The 16,580-nt window shown below is 64.8% G+C and carries 13 protein-coding genes; 10 read left to right on the top strand and 3 right to left on the bottom strand.

Annotated elements, in window-relative coordinates; translation table 11 throughout:
- Positions 1–68 precede the first annotated feature (68 nt).
- Both miaB and AC56PL_RS17925 read left to right on the top strand, forming a co-directional pair.
- Positions 69–1,640, top strand: coding sequence for a tRNA (N6-isopentenyl adenosine(37)-C2)-methylthiotransferase MiaB (gene miaB / locus AC56PL_RS17930; RefSeq protein WP_497154649.1), 1,572 nt, complete (start codon positions 69–71; stop codon positions 1,638–1,640).
- Entirely contained in the window at positions 1,640–2,248 is a 609-nt protein-coding gene (locus AC56PL_RS17925; RefSeq protein WP_495516676.1) for an Rv2732c family membrane protein, read from the top strand. The genes miaB and AC56PL_RS17925 overlap by 1 nt, the downstream gene beginning before the upstream one ends.
- A 70-nt stretch (positions 2,249–2,318) precedes the next feature.
- Here the strand turns inward: AC56PL_RS17925 and AC56PL_RS17920 are convergent, their stop codons facing one another.
- Positions 2,319–3,692, bottom strand: coding sequence for a DUF349 domain-containing protein (locus tag AC56PL_RS17920; RefSeq protein ID WP_495516675.1), 1,374 nt, complete (start codon positions 3,690–3,692; stop codon positions 2,319–2,321).
- 194 nt (positions 3,693–3,886) lie between these two features.
- On the opposite strand from AC56PL_RS17920, the gene AC56PL_RS17915 reads away from it, so the two are divergent.
- From AC56PL_RS17915 to AC56PL_RS17895, 5 genes are all read left to right on the top strand, one after another.
- A complete protein-coding gene (locus AC56PL_RS17915) occupies positions 3,887–4,633 on the top strand; it encodes a class III extradiol ring-cleavage dioxygenase family protein (protein WP_497154648.1) in 747 nt (248 codons plus the stop codon).
- Positions 4,627–5,529: a tRNA (adenosine(37)-N6)-dimethylallyltransferase MiaA gene (gene miaA, locus AC56PL_RS17910; RefSeq protein WP_497154647.1), complete on the top strand. Its 903-nt coding sequence runs from the start codon at positions 4,627–4,629 to the stop codon at positions 5,527–5,529. The genes AC56PL_RS17915 and miaA overlap by 7 nt, the downstream gene beginning before the upstream one ends.
- Positions 5,530–5,566: 37 nt before the next feature.
- Positions 5,567–6,457, top strand: a complete 891-nt coding sequence (gene dapF, locus AC56PL_RS17905; RefSeq protein WP_495516672.1) for a diaminopimelate epimerase — start codon at positions 5,567–5,569, stop codon at positions 6,455–6,457.
- A gap of 45 nt (positions 6,458–6,502) precedes the next feature.
- Positions 6,503–8,077 (top strand): GTPase HflX, encoded by a 1,575-nt coding sequence (gene hflX, locus AC56PL_RS17900; protein ID WP_497154646.1) that lies wholly within the window; start codon positions 6,503–6,505, stop codon positions 8,075–8,077.
- A gap of 92 nt (positions 8,078–8,169) precedes the next feature.
- Positions 8,170–9,312, top strand: coding sequence for an acyl-CoA dehydrogenase family protein (locus tag AC56PL_RS17895; RefSeq protein WP_495516670.1), 1,143 nt, complete (start codon positions 8,170–8,172; stop codon positions 9,310–9,312).
- 102 nt (positions 9,313–9,414) lie between these two features.
- On the opposite strand, the gene lexA is transcribed toward AC56PL_RS17895, so the two are convergent.
- Positions 9,415–10,134, bottom strand: coding sequence for a transcriptional repressor LexA (gene lexA / locus AC56PL_RS17890; protein WP_495516669.1), 720 nt, complete (start codon positions 10,132–10,134; stop codon positions 9,415–9,417).
- A gap of 191 nt (positions 10,135–10,325) precedes the next feature.
- Here lexA and AC56PL_RS17885 point away from each other — a divergent pair, with 191 nt between their 5' ends.
- Entirely contained in the window at positions 10,326–10,832 is a 507-nt protein-coding gene (locus AC56PL_RS17885; RefSeq protein ID WP_495516668.1) for a LysM peptidoglycan-binding domain-containing protein, read from the top strand.
- 90 nt (positions 10,833–10,922) lie between these two features.
- Entirely contained in the window at positions 10,923–11,372 is a 450-nt protein-coding gene (gene nrdR / locus AC56PL_RS17880; RefSeq protein ID WP_495516667.1) for a transcriptional regulator NrdR, read from the top strand.
- Between the two features lie 5 nt (positions 11,373–11,377).
- Here the strand turns inward: nrdR and hrpA are convergent, their stop codons facing one another.
- Positions 11,378–15,265 carry an ATP-dependent RNA helicase HrpA gene (gene hrpA, locus AC56PL_RS17875; RefSeq protein WP_497154645.1) on the bottom strand — a complete coding sequence of 1,296 codons (3,888 nt, stop codon included), beginning with the start codon at positions 15,263–15,265 and terminating at the stop codon, positions 11,378–11,380.
- Between the two features lie 67 nt (positions 15,266–15,332).
- Here hrpA and AC56PL_RS17870 point away from each other — a divergent pair, with 67 nt between their 5' ends.
- Complete coding sequence (locus AC56PL_RS17870; RefSeq protein ID WP_495516665.1) at positions 15,333–16,571, top strand: aminotransferase class III-fold pyridoxal phosphate-dependent enzyme; 1,239 nt, start codon at positions 15,333–15,335, stop codon at positions 16,569–16,571.
- The last annotated feature ends 9 nt before the right edge of the window (positions 16,572–16,580 follow it).

Below are 16,580 nucleotides of genomic sequence, written 5' to 3'. Positions count from 1 at the left end.
CGGTCCTGGGTGGTTGCTGATGTCTAGCAGCGGACTAAGCAACTGACGGGCGTCATTTCGCCAGGTCGATGATGGCAAGTACCCTGGGTCAGGTGACAATCTCGTTGACAGATCCGCAGGCCACGGACCGTACCGTCGGCCAGATCGCCGAAGGCCGTTCCTATGAGGTCCGCACCTACGGCTGTCAGATGAACGTCCATGACTCCGAGCGGATCTCCGGGTTGCTCGAGGAAGCCGGCTACGTCCGGGCCGACGCCGACACCGAGCCCGATCTGGTTGTTTTCAACACGTGCGCGGTCCGCGAGAACGCCGACAACAAGCTGTACGGCAACCTTTCGCACCTGGCCCCGGTGAAGGCTCAGCGCCCGGGGATGCAGATCGCTGTCGGTGGTTGTCTGGCGCAGAAGGATCGCAGCACCGTGGTCCAGAAGGCGCCATGGGTCGACGTGGTCTTCGGTACCCACAACCTCGGTTCGTTGCCCGTCCTCCTGGAACGGGCGCGCCACAACGAGGTCGCGCAGGTCGAGATCATCGACTCGCTCGAGGCCTTTCCATCGACCCTGCCCGCCAAGCGTGAGTCCGCGTATTCGGGCTGGGTGTCGATCTCGGTGGGGTGCAACAACACCTGCACGTTCTGCATCGTGCCGGCGTTGCGGGGCAAAGAGGTCGACCGCCGCCCCGGAGACGTGCTGGCCGAGGTGCAGGCACTCGTGAACGAAGGTGTTCTCGAGGTGACGTTGCTCGGCCAGAACGTCAATGCCTATGGAATGTCGTTTGCCGACCCTGAACTCGGTCGTGACCGCGGAGCATTCGCGGCATTGTTGCGCGCCTGCGGTGAGATCGAAGGGCTCGAGCGGGTCCGCTTCACCTCTCCGCATCCGGCCGAGTTCACCGACGACGTGATCGAGGCGATGACGCAGACCGCCAACGTGTGCCCCCAGTTGCACATGCCACTGCAATCGGGTTCGGATCGAATCCTCAAGGCGATGCGGCGCAGCTACCGGAGCACCAAGTTCCTCGGAATCATCGAGCGCGTGCGGGAGGCGATGCCGCACGCGGCGATCACCACCGACATCATCGTCGGATTCCCCGGTGAGACCGAAGAGGATTTCCAGGCAACCCTCGACGTGGTGGCCAAGGCGCGGTTCACCAGTGCCTTCACGTTCCAGTACTCACCACGGCCGGGCACGCCCGCGGCCGACATGGTTGACCAGGTTCCGAAAGAGGTTGTCTCGGAGCGTTATATGCGCCTGACCGATCTGCAGGACCGGATCTGCCTGGAAGAGAACCAGAAGTTGATCGGAAGTCCGGTCGAGGTCCTGGTGACCGCCGACGGACGCAAGGATTCCGGTCGGATGACCGGACGTGCTCGTGATGGGCGACTGGTGCACTTCGAGACCAGCGACACCGCGATCCGACCCGGTGATCTGATCGACACCGACGTGACCGGGGCCGCACCGCATTACCTGCTGGCCGATTCGGGTGTGCGGAACCACCGCCGCACCCGCGCGGGCGATGCGCATGCCGCGGGCACCACACCCCAGACCCCACCGATCGGGGTGGGCCTGGGGCTGCCGACAATCGGTAAACCAATGGAAGCGCCGGTCGAATCCGGCTGCGGTTCGGGATGTGAGATCTGATGGCAGGCAAGAACCAAAGCGACGATTTCGAACAGTTCGAAGGCGACCTGCGCAAAGCCGAGCGCAAGGTCGCGGGGGAGATCGATCCCGGCGCCCGCGCGCTGGTGGTCGCGGGCGCGGTGCTGGTGGTGATGTTGTCGATGGTGTTGCCACATACCGGTTCGGTCAGCGGTATCGACGTCCTGACATTCAACCCCGAGGCCGTGGCGGAAAACGTCACCGTCACCTCACGTATCTCGGTCTGGCTCCAGCTGATCTTCGGCATCGGCTTCTCGACGCTCGCCCTGCTCACCCGGCGTTGGTTCTTTGCGTGGATCGCCTTGTGTGGCTGCGCGGTCGGCTGTGTCGCGGGGATGCTGGCCTGGTGGTCACGCAACACCCCCGGCGTATCGGGCTTCGACCCGCCGAGCGGTGTCGGCGCCGGACTCATTGTCGGTTGGCTGGCGATGTTCGTCCTGACATTCCATTGGGCGCGCGTGGTGTGGGTACGCACCTCGGTGCAGCTGTCCTTGGAAGCGCAGCGACGCGACGATGCCGCCGCGCAGGAGCTGAAGGCTGTTGCGCTGCAGCGCAAGTCGGCGACCAAGCATCCCAAGAAAGACAACTGATCGACACCAAGCAGCACTGACCAAAAAAATGACCGGGCCATCGGCCCGGTCATTTTGTATCTGGTGCAGGTCAGTCGTTGATCGCACCTTCGGCCGCGCGGGCCCATTCACGCCACTGCTCGGCCTGCTCGCGGAGCTTGCGGGCGTCCTTGGCCTTGCCGTTCGCCTCTGCCTTGGCCGCCTGATCCTCGAGCTGGGCAACGCGGTCTGCGAACTGCTGGGCCCTGGCCTTCACAGCCGGATCGGTGCGCTCCCACTGAGCGGACTCGGCATCGCGGATACGCTTCTCCACGGCTTTGATCCGGGCTTCAAGGCTGTGCATCTGGTCGCGGGGGACCTTGCCGATCTCGTCCCACTGATCCCGGATCGAACGGAAGTCACGACGTGCGGCCTCGAGATCGCCATCGGGATCGATTGTTTTCTCGGCGCGGGTGAGGAGTTCGATCTTTGCTGCTGCGTTCTCCTCGAACTCTGCATCGCGTTCCGACGACGCCGCGTTGCGGGCGCCGAAGAACACGTCCTGGGCAGCTTTGAACCGGGCCCACAGTGCGTCGTCCTGATCGCGGGGTGCGCGGCCTGCGGCCTTCCACTGGGTGAGTAGGTCGCGGAACTTTGCTGCGGTGTCGGCCCACTCGGTGGAGGACGAGAGCCCCTCGGCCTCTGCGATCAACTCCTCTTTGCGGGACCGTGCGCCTGCTCGCTCGCGGTCCATCTCGGCGAAGTGGGCACCGCGTCGCCTGTTGAAGGTGTCGCGAGCCTTTGAGTAGCGCTTCCACAACAGGTCATCGGTCTTGCGATCGACGCCCTTGATGGTCTTCCACTCGTCGAGGATCTGGCGCATCCGGTCGCCTGCGACCTTCCACTGCGTGGATTCGGCGCCGATGGTCTCGGCCTCTTCGGCCAGTTCGTTTTTGCGGGCGACGGCCTTGGCCCGGGATTCGTCACGTTCGTGCTTGACCTTTTCGGCAGCGCCTTCGGCCCAATCGATGATGGCCTGCAGGCGAACCGCGACGGCGTCGACATCACCGATGACCGCTGCGGTCGGAAGTGATTCGAGCAGTGCCGCGGCGCCGATCTTGGTCTTACGCGGATCGCCGGTGCCTGCGTCGAGTCGCTCCTCGAGCAGTTCGACCTCGACGACCAGGTCGTCGAAGCGGCGTCCGAAGTGGGCCAGACCTTCGGCAGCGGTGCCGGCCTGCCAGGAGGCGATCTGGTGCTCTCCGGCGGAGTTCTTCAGCCACACCGCACCGTCTTCGTCGATCCGTCCGAACTCGGACGGGTCGGAAGCCTGCCTGCCGGGCTCGACGGGTGCGGGATGAGGGTGGGCCGGCGGATGATGGCCGGGCCGCGGACCGGGCCGGGGGCCTGGCTTGGGGCCCGGTTTCGGGCCCGGAGACGGGGTGGGGTTGTCGGTGGCTGCCGGCTGCGGCGTGTGGTCGGTCATGTCATTCCTTATCCCTGCCGCGCGACACGGCTGCCAGTCACATCTGATGCCGACGGTGATTCACCTCCACCGCCCACACCCATTGAAGCAGGTCACCGGCACGGGTGGGGACACTCGCCGACAAATGACCGGCGGATCCCGGGTTGCGATGGCTCGGCAGTGTGCCCTGCGGCCGGTCGACTAGCGTTGCGAAGGTGTTGATCGCTGCTGCCTTTGTGCCCTCCGCGCCCGCTCTGGTGCCCGAACTGTCCGGGTCGCAGGTGCCGGAGTTGGTGCCTGTTCGGGCCGCGACGCTGCAGGTATGTGCAGATCTGGCCGTTCGGTGCCGCGATTGGGTGATCGTCGGAGCAGGGGATCCGGCGAAGCCGATCGCGCCGAGAGGCAGCTTTGTCGGCTTCGGGGTGGACGTTCAAGTTGATCTGGATCCCGAGGCAACCGGCCCGGCAGACCCCGAGATGGATCTTTCGTTGTTGATCGGCGGATGGCTTCGCAATCAGGTCGATCCGGAGGTCCGGCTGACCACCGAATTGGTGTTCAGCTCGAGTGGTGCGTCGGCCTGCGCGCAGCAGGGGCAGGCGCTCGCCCGTCATCTGGCGACGCGACCGTACCCGGTGGGGCTGCTGGTGGTGGCCGATGGCGCCAATACGCTCGGCCCCAAGGCTCCCGGTGGCGCCGCCGATGGATCCGCCGAGTTCCAGGACACCATCGACAGTGCCCTCGGTTCGGGGGACCGTGCCGCACTTGCCGCCTTGGCGCAGCCGCAGTGCGAGCTCTTCGGAGCGGATGGTCGGGGCCCGTGGCAGGTCGCCGCCGCAGCGACGCAGGGTTTCGAGGTCACCCCCGAATTGCGTTATGCCGGAGCGCCGTTCGGGGTCGGCTACAGCGTTGCGCTGTGGGATCTGACACCGGGGGATCTGACGCCAGGGGGCCACGCATGGTGACTCCGATTGCCGTGATCGGACCCACGGCAAGCGGCAAATCTGATCTGGCCCTCGACGTCGCGGAAGCGCTTGGTGGCGACATCGTGAACATCGACGCGATGCAGCAGTACAAGGGGATGGACATCGGCACCGCAAAGGTGCCTGCAGGCGAGCGCCGCAGCATCGTTCACCATCAGATCGACGTCCTCGATGTCACCGAGACCGCGACCGTGGCGCGTTATCAGCAGGCGGCGCGGGCCGACGTCGAATCGCTCCTGGCGCAAGGTCGCACACCGGTCGTGGTCGGTGGGTCGATGATGTACATCCAGGCATTGCTCGACGACTGGAAATTCCCGGCCACCGATCCGGAGATCCGTGGGCGCTATGAGGCCGAACTGGAACGGGTGGGTTCGCTTGCGCTGCACGATCGGCTCCGTACGGTCGATCCCGAAGCCGCCCACAACATCCTCGACACCGATGGCAGGCGCATCGTGCGCGCGTTGGAGGTGGTGGAGCTGACCGGGCAGCCGTTTGCCGCGTCGGCGCCGACAATCGGTGAACCACGTTGGGGCACAACCATCATCGCGCTTGATCGAGACACCGAAGAGCTCGACGCCCGCATCGCGCTGCGGACCGAACAGATGTTTTCGCAGGGGTTTGTCGACGAGGTGCAGGCGTTGTTGTCGCAGGGCCTGCGTGAGGGTGTCACCGCGTCGCGGGCCATCGGATATTCACAGGTCATCGCCGCCCTGGACGGCGATCACGATCTCGCGCACGCGCAGGAACTGACGTTCATCGGGACCCGCCGGTACGTGCGCAGGCAGCGGTCATGGTTTCGTCGCGACCCGCGGGTGCACTGGCTCGATGCGGCGACCCCAGATCTGCTCGGTCAGGCGTTACGCGCCGCAGGTAGGTGAGAACCGGACAGACCCCGGGACGGGTAGTCTTGACGAAATGTTCGGGCGTGTTGATTTTGTGAAGGGGCACGGTACGGAGAACGACTTCGTGCTGTTGCCCGATGCCGGCGTGCAACTGGATCTGACACCCGATTTCGTGTCGGCACTCTGTGATCGCCACCGCGGTATCGGTGCTGATGGTGTGCTCCGTGTCGCCACCGCAGGCGCGCTTCTCGGCGCAGGTGTCCTCGAGGCGCTGCCAACCGGCGTCGCCGCGGATGACTGGTTCATGGATTACCGCAACGGTGACGGCTCGGTTGCGGAGATGTGTGGCAACGGGGTGCGGGTTTTTGCGCATTACCTCGCCGCACACGATCTGGTGACCGGGCGGACCTTCACGGTCGGCTCGCGCGCAGGTGGCCGCGAAGTGACCGTCCACCGTCTGTCTGAATCCACGGCCGACGTCAGTGTCCTGATGGGCCGGGCCCGTAGCGGCGTCGAAAGCAAGGCCACCATCGGAGACCAGACGTATTCGGGGTTGTCGGTCAATGTCGGCAACCCTCATCTGGCCTGTGTTGTCGAGGGCCTCACTCTCGAACGTCTGAGGAGCATCGATCTCACGGCGCCGATCACCTTTGACCACAATGACTTTCCGGAAGGTGTCAACATCGAACTGATGACACCGCTGGTCGAGTCGGACGACGATGCCATGGTCGGCGAGGTGTCGATGCGGGTGCACGAACGCGGCGTGGGGGAGACCCGTAGCTGTGGCACCGGCACCGTTGCGGCTGCGAACGCAGCTCTGCGGTCGGTCGGCCGGAGCACCGGTGCGGTGGTCGTCAACGTTCCCGGTGGCGCGGTGACCGTCACTGTCGGTGAGACCGACAACGAACTCCGTGGGCCCTCGGTCTTGGTCGGAGCCGGGATGCTCAACGCAGGGTGGCGCTAAATCCGTTATGCAGTGCGCATGTCCGAATGTAACCATGGTGACCTCATGACTGAACACGAACCTGAATCGAACGAAGGCGACTTGAACGAAGCCGATCCGAATACTTTCCGCTCTGACGATCCCGCTTCTGACGGCCCGGACTCGAACAGCCCAGACTCGGTTGGTCCGGACTCGAAGGTTCGTGAGCCCCGCGCCCCAGAGATCCACCTGCCGAACTTCCACAAGGGGCCCACGCTCGGCGACCTGCAACTCGACGATCGGGCCTCGTTGCGGCGCGTTGCGGGCCTGTCCACCGAACTCACCGATGTCACCGAGGTCGAATACCGGCAGCTTCGACTGGAGCGGGTCGTTCTGGTCGGTGTCTGGTTGCAGGGCAGCACCACCGCGCAGGCGGAATCGAGTCTTGCCGAGCTGAAGGCCTTGGCCGAGACCGCCGGCTCCGAGGTGCTCGAAGGTCTCATCCAACGTCGGGACAAGCCGGATCCGGCCACCTACATCGGATCGGGCAAAGCTCATGAACTTCGCGACATCGTCGAGGCCACCGGCGCCGACACCGTCATCTGTGACGGTGAACTGACACCCGCACAGCTCACCGCGTTGGAGAAGGTGGTGAAGGTCAAGGTCATCGACCGCACCGCCCTGATCCTCGACATCTTCGCCCAGCACGCCACGTCGCGCGAGGGCAAAGCCCAGGTCGCGCTGGCTCAGATGGAATACATGCTGCCGCGTCTTCGCGGCTGGGGTGAATCGATGTCCCGCCAGGCCGGTGGCCGGGCGGGCAGCAACGGTGGCGTGGGTCTGCGTGGCCCCGGTGAGACGAAGATCGAGACGGACCGTCGCCGCATCCGTGAGCGGATGGCGAAGTTGCGCCGCGAGATCCGTGAGATGAAGACGTCGCGAAACACCAAGCGCACCAAGCGGAAAGAGTCCGCTGTCGCATCGGTCACGATCGTCGGTTACACGAACGCGGGCAAGTCCAGTCTGATCAATGCGATGACCGGATCGGGTGTGCTGGTGCAAAATGCGCTGTTCGCCACCCTCGACCCGACAACCCGGAAGATGTCCCTCGACGACGGTCGGGAAATCGTGGTCACAGACACCGTCGGATTTGTCCGGCACCTGCCCACCCAGCTGGTCGAGGCGTTCCGTTCGACCTTGGAAGAGGTCGCGGACGCTGACCTGCTGTTGCACATCGTCGATGGGTCGGACCCGATTCCGACGGACCAGATCAGCGCGGTGCGCAAGGTCGTCGATCAGGTGATCCAGGACGAGAAGGCGACCGCACCACCGGAGCTTCTCGTGGTGAACAAGATCGACGTCGCCGATCCGACGGTGCTGACGCAGCTTCGGAGTCTGTTTCCCGACGCGGTCTTCATCTCGGCGGCCACGGGCGAAGGTATCCCGGAACTGCTCGAGCGGGTCCGGGAGTCGGTGTCGCGACATGACGTCCATGTCACCGTCCGGGTGCCGTACTCCCGGGGTGACCTGGTCTCGCGCATCCACGCCGAGGGAGATGTGACGCGCGAAGAGCACGGCGCCGATGGCACGGAGATCGTCGCCAGCGTGCCTTCTGCGCTTGCCAGCCAGCTGGCCGAGTTCGCCGCATCTGACTTGTTCTGAAAATCCAGGCCTCCAGGCCCTTGGGCTAAATGTAGAATCCAGTTACAGTTACTGGCACATCCGCGTTTTGACACCTCGTTATGGAGACCTTGATGGAACGTACGATTTTCGAGCCTGAACACCTCCTCTACCGCGATTCGTACCGAAGCTTCCTCGAACAGCATGTGGCGCCGCACCACGCCCGCTGGGAAGAGCAGAACATCGTCGATCGCGATGTGTGGATCGAAGCAGGTAAGAACGGCTTCCTGGCCGTGGACGCACCCGAAGAGTTCGGCGGCGGCGGAGTCGACGACTTCCGCTACCAGGCCATCGTCTCCGAGGAGTCCGCACGGGGCGGGTTCAGCGGCCTGGGATTCACCCTGCACAACGACGTCATCGCGCCGTACCTGCTGGAGCTGACCAACGATGAGCAGAAGGCGCGTTGGCTTCCGGGATTCACCTCCGGTGAGCTCATCACCGCCATCGCCATGACCGAGCCCGGAACCGGTTCGGATCTGCAGGGCATCAAGACCAACGCCAAGAAAGACGGCGACCACTGGGTGCTCAACGGATCGAAGACGTTCATCACCAACGGCATCAACGCCGACCTGGTGATCGTGGTCGCGCGCACCGACCCCGAGGCAGGCGCGAAGGGATTCAGCCTGCTGGTCGTCGAGCGTGGCATGAAGGGTTTCGAGCGCGGCCGCAACCTCGACAAGGTCGGCATGAAGGCGCAGGACACAGCCGAACTGAGCTTCGACAACGTCCGCGTGCCCGCCGAGAACCTGCTCGGTGAAGAAGGCCTCGGCTTCATTTACCTGATGCAGAACCTGCCCCGCGAACGCCTGTCGATCGCAGTGGTCGCCGCGGCGGCGATGGAGCAGGTGCTGGAGACCACCGTTCAGTACGCCAAGGACCGCAAGGCCTTCGGTCGCTCGATCGGAAACTTCCAGAACACCCGGTTCCTGCTGGCCGAACTGGCCACCTCGACCACGACGACGCGCGTCTTCGTCGATCACTGCATCGGTCTGCTGAACGAGAAGAAGCTGACCGTCCCGGACGCCGCAATGGCCAAGTATTACGCCACCGAGAACCAGGTGCACCTGGTCGACCGGTGTCTGCAGCTGCACGGCGGATACGGCTACATGCGTGAATACTCGGTCGCCAAGGCGTTCCTCGACTCTCGCGTGCAGACCATCTACGGCGGCACGACCGAGATCATGAAGGAAGTGATCGGACGCAGTCTCGGGGTCTGATCACTTCGTGATCCCCTGAACTCGAAAGGCGGGGTGTACCGGGATATCCCGGTACACCCCGCCTTTGATCGCTCTGAGAGTGATCTGCCTACGACTCGGAGCTCAGAGTCGGCGCATCACTGTGACGACCTTGCCCAGGATGACGGCATCGTTGCCCGGGATGGGATCGAACACCGGGTTGTGCGGCATCAGCCACACGGCGTCCTTGGTGCGCTTGAATGTCTTGATCGTGGCGTCGCCGTCGATCATCGCCGCAACGATGTCGCCGTTGTCGGCAACATTCTGCTGGCGTACGACCACCCAGTCACCGTCGCAGATCGCGGCGTCGATCATCGATTCACCGACGACCCTGAGCAGGAACAGTGAACCTTCACCGACCAGCTCTTTGGGGAGCGGGAAGACGTCTTCGACGGCTTCTTCGGCGAGGATCGGACCGCCGGCCGCGATCCGGCCGAGGACCGGGACGAACGTCGGTGTCGGCAGGGATTCGTCCGGTGTCTGAACCTGCCCGGCCGCTGTGGCCGGGTTCAGGTCGGTGTCCTGGATGTTCACCGCTCGAGGCCGGTTGTTCTCGCGCTGCAGGAAACCCTTGCGTTCGAGCGTGCGGAGCTGGTGGGCGACCGACGACGTCGAGGTCAGACCGACGGCGTCACCGATCTCCCGGATGCTCGGCGGGTAGCCGCGCTCGCGAACCGAGGTACGGATGACCTCGAGAACTGCTTTCTGACGGGGGGTCAGTGAGCCCTCGGCGAGTGGTTCGGTGGCGACAACAGTGGTCGCGGCCCCGTCCGCCGGTGTCGGGGGCTGGGTTGTATCGGCCATCAGGTCCTCCAGTTCATGCGGTATCGGGCGGGGTCCATGTCGACAAAGATAGTGCAAATGGTCACAAGTCTCAAACATTTGTTCGATCAGGCGTGGCGCTTTGTCGGAGGCCCGTGGTACAAATCGAACACTCTTTCAATCGAACGAGTGATCGAATAGAGATCGAAACCGATGATCGAGGACTGAACCCCATGACTGCAGCCACCACCATCATCCGGCCGGCCACAGCTCGGCCTGTTCACCACTCCGAGAGCGGTACCGCCCCGCGCACCACGCGCCCGGTACGGCCCGCGGACACATCACGCCCGGCCGGTCGCCGTCTGCCTGCGCAGCGCCGGGTCGCCGTCTCGTGTGCCGATTCGCGTAATTCCGAGCGGCGGATACCGACCGCTCGCGAGATGGTCTTCGCCCGCAGACGCGCCTGGGCGGCTGCGTCGGTCACCGGCGTCGGTCTGATGCTCGTGGTGGCGTTCATGACCTTCTTCGGCGGCGTCATGCAACAGTCCGCCGATCCGGCCCGCGTCGGAACCGAGGTCGTCCGGGTCCAATCGGGGGAGTCGTTGGGCGCCATCGCCTCCCGCATCGCACCCGAGATGCCGACCGAAGCCGTGGTTGCGAAGATCATGGAACTCAACGCCATGAACAACTCGGCACTGTCGGTGGGTCAGGCATTGGTCACCCCCGTCTACGCGAGGTAGACCGTGGAGGGGCCGCGATCGCGGACGGTATCCTCGGAGTCACAGTGTCTGGTCACTCCGCCCAGGCCGTCGACCGTCGAGGAATCGTGCATGCATTGCCCGTTTTGCAAGAACGAGGACACCCGCGTAATCGATTCGCGGGTGGCGGACGAGGGTCAGGCCATCCGTCGCCGCCGCGCCTGTTCGCAGTGTGCACGCCGTTTCACCACCGTGGAGACCGCGGTGCTCTCGGTGGTCAAGCGAACGGGCGTCACTGAACCGTTCAGTCGTGAGAAGGTCATGCGCGGCGTCCGCCGGGCCTGCCAGGGCCGTTCGGTCGACGACGACAAATTGCAGCATCTCGCGCAGCAGGTGGAAGAAGCAGTCCGGGCATCAGGCTCGGCGGAAGTGCCGGCCAATGAGGTCGGTCTGGCTATCCTCGGCCCGCTTCGCGATCTCGATGAGGTCGCATACCTGCGATTCGCCTCCGTCTACCGGTCATTCGACTCGGTGGATGATTTCCAGAAAGAAATCGACGACCTCCGGTCGAGCAAGCCTTAGCGCCACTACCGCAAGTCGCGGATCGCCTTGATGGCACGTTTTTCTGAGATCGGGTAAGCGGTTCGGAGCTGTTGAGCAAACAGCCCGACTCGCAATTCCTCGACAATCCAGCCCGCGGCCTCGCTGACCGCATCGCGCCGCTGCGGCGGGATCATCCGCAGATGGTCTGTCCATGCGGCCACCACGCGATCGATGGCTGCCATCGACGCGGCGTCCCGAGAAGCGGAGGCCGGCAGCTGTTCCAGCCGGGCCAGGGCAGCATCCAGATACCGCGGGATCTCGGGGAGGTGTTCGCCACCGGTGGCCGAGATGAACCCGTCGAAGACAAGATCCGCGAGTTGATCGCGCACGTCGTCGGCAGCGTCAGTCACCGTGCTGGCCGCGATGGCGGTACGCAGCGGAGCCACCCGGGTCAAGATCGCCGCGGCTTGGCGCAATTTGGTGGTGGCCCGACTCGTGACCTGCCCGGCGACATGGCCTTTCAGCGCGGCGTAGTCGGCAGCGGTCCAGACCTCCGGCTGCGGGGGAACCAGGTCGATCACCGCCGCCCGCACGCAATCGGTGAGCAATGCCTCACCGCTGGGGTAAGGGCTTTGGCTCAGTGCCAGCCGCTCCGCGGTCCCGAGTGCAGAAGTCGCGTTCTGACGTAGGCCCGGCACATCATTGATAAGCAGTCCGATCAGGGCGTTGTACATCGCGCTGCGCTGCTCGGACTCGGTCGACATCGGGGCAACGGTGAAGCCGCCTTTGCGGGGCACCAAAGCCGGGTAGCTCGTGATCTCCTGTCCGGCAACGGTGTTGCGGACCGAGCGCGCGATGGTTCCGAACGTCTTGTCTGTCCAGGTGGTTGCCACCGGCGTCGACTCGGTCGCGGCCTCCTTCTCTAGAGCCGCGCGAGCCTTGCCGCCGAGTCGTTCCTGGAGCTCTGTCAACGATTTGGAGTGGCCCAACTCCTGACCGTCCGGGGCCAGGGCCACGAAGGTCATCCGCAGGTGGTCGGGCAGCGCGGTCGGCCTCAGGTCGGCGGCTGCGATCCGCACGCCGGTGAGGCGGGTGAGTTCGGCGGCGACGGCGGACGTCAGGGGCTTGGCACGCGGTGTCACCGCATCAAGGATCTGTGAGGCCAGATCCGGTGCCGGACCGATCTCGCGCCGAAGGGTTTTCGGCAGTGTGCGGATCAATTCGGTGACGAGTTCGGTGCGCATTCCGGGGACCAGCCAGTCGAAGCCCGAAGGTCGGGCCCGCGTCAGCAGGGGCAGCGGAATCAGCACACTGACGCCGTCGTCCTCGGTGCCGGGCTCGAAGCGGTATCGCAGATCGTAGGTGGCATCAGCCTGACGCCAGGTATCCGGGAAACCGGCCGGATCGCCGGCAACGACGTCTGCGGGATCGAGATCGAGGAGGTTCGGGTCTTTCTTGCGTGCGGTTTTCCACCAGGTGTCGAAGTGCCTGCCCGAGACCACCTCTTGACCCACGTGGCGGTCGTAGTGCGCGAACAGGGTGTCGTCGTCGACCACGACATCGGTCCGCCGGACGCGGTGGACCGACTCCTCGGCATCGTCGAGCAACGCCCGGTTGCGATGGAAGAAAGGATGCTGGGTGCGCCAGTCTCCTTCGACGAGGGCACTGCGGATGAACAGCTCGCGGGCCGCCTCGGGATCGATGGATCCAAAGTTCACCCGGCGTTTGGTGACCAGGGGAACGCCGTAGAGCGTGACCCTTTCGTAGGCCATCGCCGCAGAGTGTTTGCTCGACCAATGTGGTTCGCTGTACTGGCGTTTGACCAGATCGCCGGCCAGTCGCTCGGCCCATTCGGGTTCGATGCGGGCGACGGTCCTGGCCCACAGGCGGGACGTCTCGACGATCTCGGCCGCCATCACGAACCGAGGCGGTTTGTTCGACAGATGTGAGCCGGGGAAGATCATGAACTTCGTCCCGCGCGCCCCGAGGAACTCTTTGGATTCCCCTTCGCGGACGCCGATCTGACTCAGCAGACCCGACAGGATCGATTGGTGGACAGCGACCGCTGCGGCGGAATCGGATTCGGGCGTCTCGAAGTCCGCAGGGACGGTCCAGCCCAGATCCCGGGCGATCCGGACGAGTTGCGAGTGCAGATCACGCCACTCGCGGATGCGTAGTCCGTGCAGGAACTCGCGGCGCATGCGTTTGCGGAACTGGCTCGAGGACAGCTCTTTTCGCGTGTCCTCGAGATACGTCCACAAATTGAGGAGGGTGAGGAATTCGGAACCGTCGGCGGCGAACCTGCGGTGCGACTCGTCTGCAGCCTGCCGGTGTTCGGCGGGCCGTTCCCGGACGTCGGGCAGCGACAGGGCGGCAGTGAGTACCAGCATCGGCCCCAGGACACCCTGCTTGTCGGCCTCGACCAGCATGCGGGCCAATCTCGGGTCCACCGGGATCCGCGCCAGCGATCGGCCGATCGGGGTCAGCCGGCGTACCGGGTTGTCGGGGGTGGCCGGGACGAGCGCGCCGAGTTCGTCGAGAAGTTGTTGTCCGTCGCGGATCGCCTTGGGATCGGGCGGCTGGACAAACGGGAATTTGCCCACATCGCCGAGGCCGAGCGAGGTCATGTTCAGGATCACCGCGGCCAGATTGGTCCGCAGGATCTCGGGCTCGGTGTATTCGGGTCTGCTGAGGAAGTCGTCTTCGCTGTAGAGCCGGATGCAGACACCGGCGGCCACACGACCACAACGACCGGCGCGCTGGCGGGCACTGGCCTGCGAGATCGGCTCGATCGGCAGGCGCTGAACCTTGGTGCGGGTCGAATACCGTGACATGCGAGCGGTTCCGGCGTCGATCACGTAGTGGATGCCCGGCACGGTCAGCGAAGTCTCGGCAACGTTGGTGGACAACACGATTCGTCTGCCCTTGTGAGAGGCGAACACGCGGTGCTGATCAGCGGCCGACAGACGTGCGAACAGCGGGATCACCTCTACGCCCCGCACTTCGAGGTGTTTCAGGGATGCCGCGGTATCGGTGATCTCGCGTTCGGTGGGCAGGAACACCAGGATGTCTCCGGGACCCTCGGCGAACAGTTCGTCCACCGCGGCGCCGATCGCCTGCAGTTGATCGAGATCGGCTTCGTCCTCGTCTTCGACAACAAGTGGCCGGTAACGGATCTCCACCGGATAGGTGCGCCCGGACACCTCGATGACGGGGACGGGACGATCTTCGGTGGCGAAGTGATCGGCAAAGCGACCGGGCTCGATGGTCGCCGAGGTGATGATGACTTTCAGGTCGGGACGCCTGGGGAGCAGCTGTTTGAGATATCCCAGGATGAAGTCGATGTTGAGGCTGCGTTCGTGGGCCTCGTCGATGATCAGCGTGTCGTAGTCACGCAGCATGCGGTCCTGGGAGAGTTCGCGCAGAAGGATGCCGTCGGTCATCACCTTCACCAGGGTGTCGCGTGATGCCTTGTCGGTGAACCGGACGGAATAGCCGACCACGCCGCCGAGTTCGGTATCGGTTTCTTCGGCGATGCGTTCGGCGACAGATCGGGCAGCGAGCCGTCGTGGCTGCGTGTGGCCGATCTTTCCCGCGACTCCGCGGCCGAGCTCCAGGCAGATCTTCGGGAGCTGCGTGGTCTTGCCCGATCCGGTCTCACCGGCGACAACCACAACCTGATGCGCTTCGATCGCCGCGGCGATCTCGGCACGCGCCGCCGACACCGGGAGTTCCGGTGGATATTTGAGCACCGGGACCAGCGCGCGACGCCGCTCGAGTTCCTCGGGGCCGGGGCCTGCGGGTGTGCGCGAACCAGTTCTGGTCGAGCCGGATTTGGTGGACGATGGACGTCCGCGGCGTCGGCGCTGCCCCGATGTGGTGGGCTGCCCGGACGCGGCGGGCCTGCTGGGCTGATCGGGCGCGGTCGACATATCGCTTCAATGGTAGTCGCCGGAGTCCCGGCATCGTCTCGCCACCTGGACAGGCATGATGTACCCCATGACTGCTTCTTCTTCTACCGGTCTCTGGCACGGGTTTGCCGACATGGGCGCCGTGAGTGCCTCGGGACCATTTGTTGTTGCCAAGGGTGAGGGCGCCTACATCTGGGACGCCGCGGGAAACAAGTACATCGATTCCACGGCCGGCCTGTGGTTCACCAACGTCGGACACGGGCGGACCGCGATTGCGGACGCCGTCGCCCGTCAGCTCAGTACGTTGGCGCACTACTCCGGGTTCGGCGACATCACCTCCGATGTGACCGTCGCACTGGCCGATCGGCTCTCGGCGATCGCCCCGATCCCGGGGAGCAAGGTGTTCTTCACCTCGGGTGGCAGCGACTCGGTCGATTCGGCGGTGAAACTCGCTCGCCGGTACTGGCACGAGATGGGCAAGCCGGACAAGAAGATCGTTGTCGGCCGGACCAAGGCCTACCACGGCATGCATGTCGGGGGCACCGCGCTCTCGGGCCTGCCGCCGAACCGCGAGAACTACGGCGAGCTGATGTCCGACGCGGCAACCGTCGACTGGGATGACGCCAAGAGCCTGCTGGGCCTGATCGAACGGATCGGCGCCGACAACATCGCCGCGTTCTTCGTCGAGCCGATCATCGGCGCCGGCGGCATCTACCTGCCGCCCGAGGGTTATCTGGCCGAAGTCCGGCAGATCTGCCGCGACCACGACGTGCTGTTCGTGGTCGACGAGGTCGTCACCGGATTCGGCCGGATCGGTGGATCCTGGTTCGCTTCGAGCCGGTTCGGGCTCGAGCCCGACATGATCACCACCGCAAAGGGTTTGACCTCGGGTTATGTTCCGATGGGCGCGCTGTTCATAGCCCCGAAGATCGCCGAACCATTTTACGGCGGCGGCGTGTGGTGGCGTCACGGGTACACCTATGGCGGACACGCGGGCGCGGCGGCGGCGGCGATGGCCAACCTCGACATCATCGAATCCGAGGGTCTGATCGAAGAGGCCGCACGGCTCGAATCGGATCTGCACGTCGCGCTGGCGCCGTTGGCGGATCTGCCTGCAGTCAGCGAGATCCGCAGTGGCCTCGGCGCGGTTGCCGCAGTGCAACTCACCGATCCGTCGACGGCACCCGCAGTCATCGGTGCGCTACGCCGCCATGGCGTCAGTGGGCGGGCGGCCGGGCAAGGCGCCCTGCAGATCTCGCCTGCCTTCGTGATGACCAGTGCTCAGGTCAGTGAGATGGTCCAGCGGATGGCCGATGCGCTGACGTAGCGAGAGCAG

Source organism: Williamsia sp. Y721 (assembly GCF_059683565.1).
The sequence above is the reverse complement of the archived record's forward strand: the minus strand, read 5'-3'. Positions and strand labels throughout refer to the sequence as shown.

What these genes read in the sequence shown, in the direction of transcription:
- miaB (WP_497154649.1), top strand. Translation starts at nt 69, where the DNA reads ATGATGGCAAGTACCCTGGGTCAGGTGACAATCTCGTTGACAGATCCG.
- AC56PL_RS17925 (WP_495516676.1), top strand. Translation starts at nt 1,640, where the DNA reads ATGGCAGGCAAGAACCAAAGCGACGATTTCGAACAGTTCGAAGGCGAC.
- AC56PL_RS17920 (WP_495516675.1), bottom strand. Translation starts at nt 3,692, where the DNA reads ATGACCGACCACACGCCGCAGCCGGCAGCCACCGACAACCCCACCCCG.
- miaA (WP_497154647.1), top strand. Translation starts at nt 4,627, where the DNA reads ATGGTGACTCCGATTGCCGTGATCGGACCCACGGCAAGCGGCAAATCT.
- dapF (WP_495516672.1), top strand. Translation starts at nt 5,567, where the DNA reads ATGTTCGGGCGTGTTGATTTTGTGAAGGGGCACGGTACGGAGAACGAC.
- hflX (WP_497154646.1), top strand. Translation starts at nt 6,503, where the DNA reads ATGACTGAACACGAACCTGAATCGAACGAAGGCGACTTGAACGAAGCC.
- AC56PL_RS17895 (WP_495516670.1), top strand. Translation starts at nt 8,170, where the DNA reads ATGGAACGTACGATTTTCGAGCCTGAACACCTCCTCTACCGCGATTCG.
- lexA (WP_495516669.1), bottom strand. Translation starts at nt 10,134, where the DNA reads ATGGCCGATACAACCCAGCCCCCGACACCGGCGGACGGGGCCGCGACC.
- AC56PL_RS17885 (WP_495516668.1), top strand. Translation starts at nt 10,326, where the DNA reads ATGACTGCAGCCACCACCATCATCCGGCCGGCCACAGCTCGGCCTGTT.
- nrdR (WP_495516667.1), top strand. Translation starts at nt 10,923, where the DNA reads ATGCATTGCCCGTTTTGCAAGAACGAGGACACCCGCGTAATCGATTCG.
- hrpA (WP_497154645.1), bottom strand. Translation starts at nt 15,265, where the DNA reads ATGTCGACCGCGCCCGATCAGCCCAGCAGGCCCGCCGCGTCCGGGCAG.
- AC56PL_RS17870 (WP_495516665.1), top strand. Translation starts at nt 15,333, where the DNA reads ATGACTGCTTCTTCTTCTACCGGTCTCTGGCACGGGTTTGCCGACATG.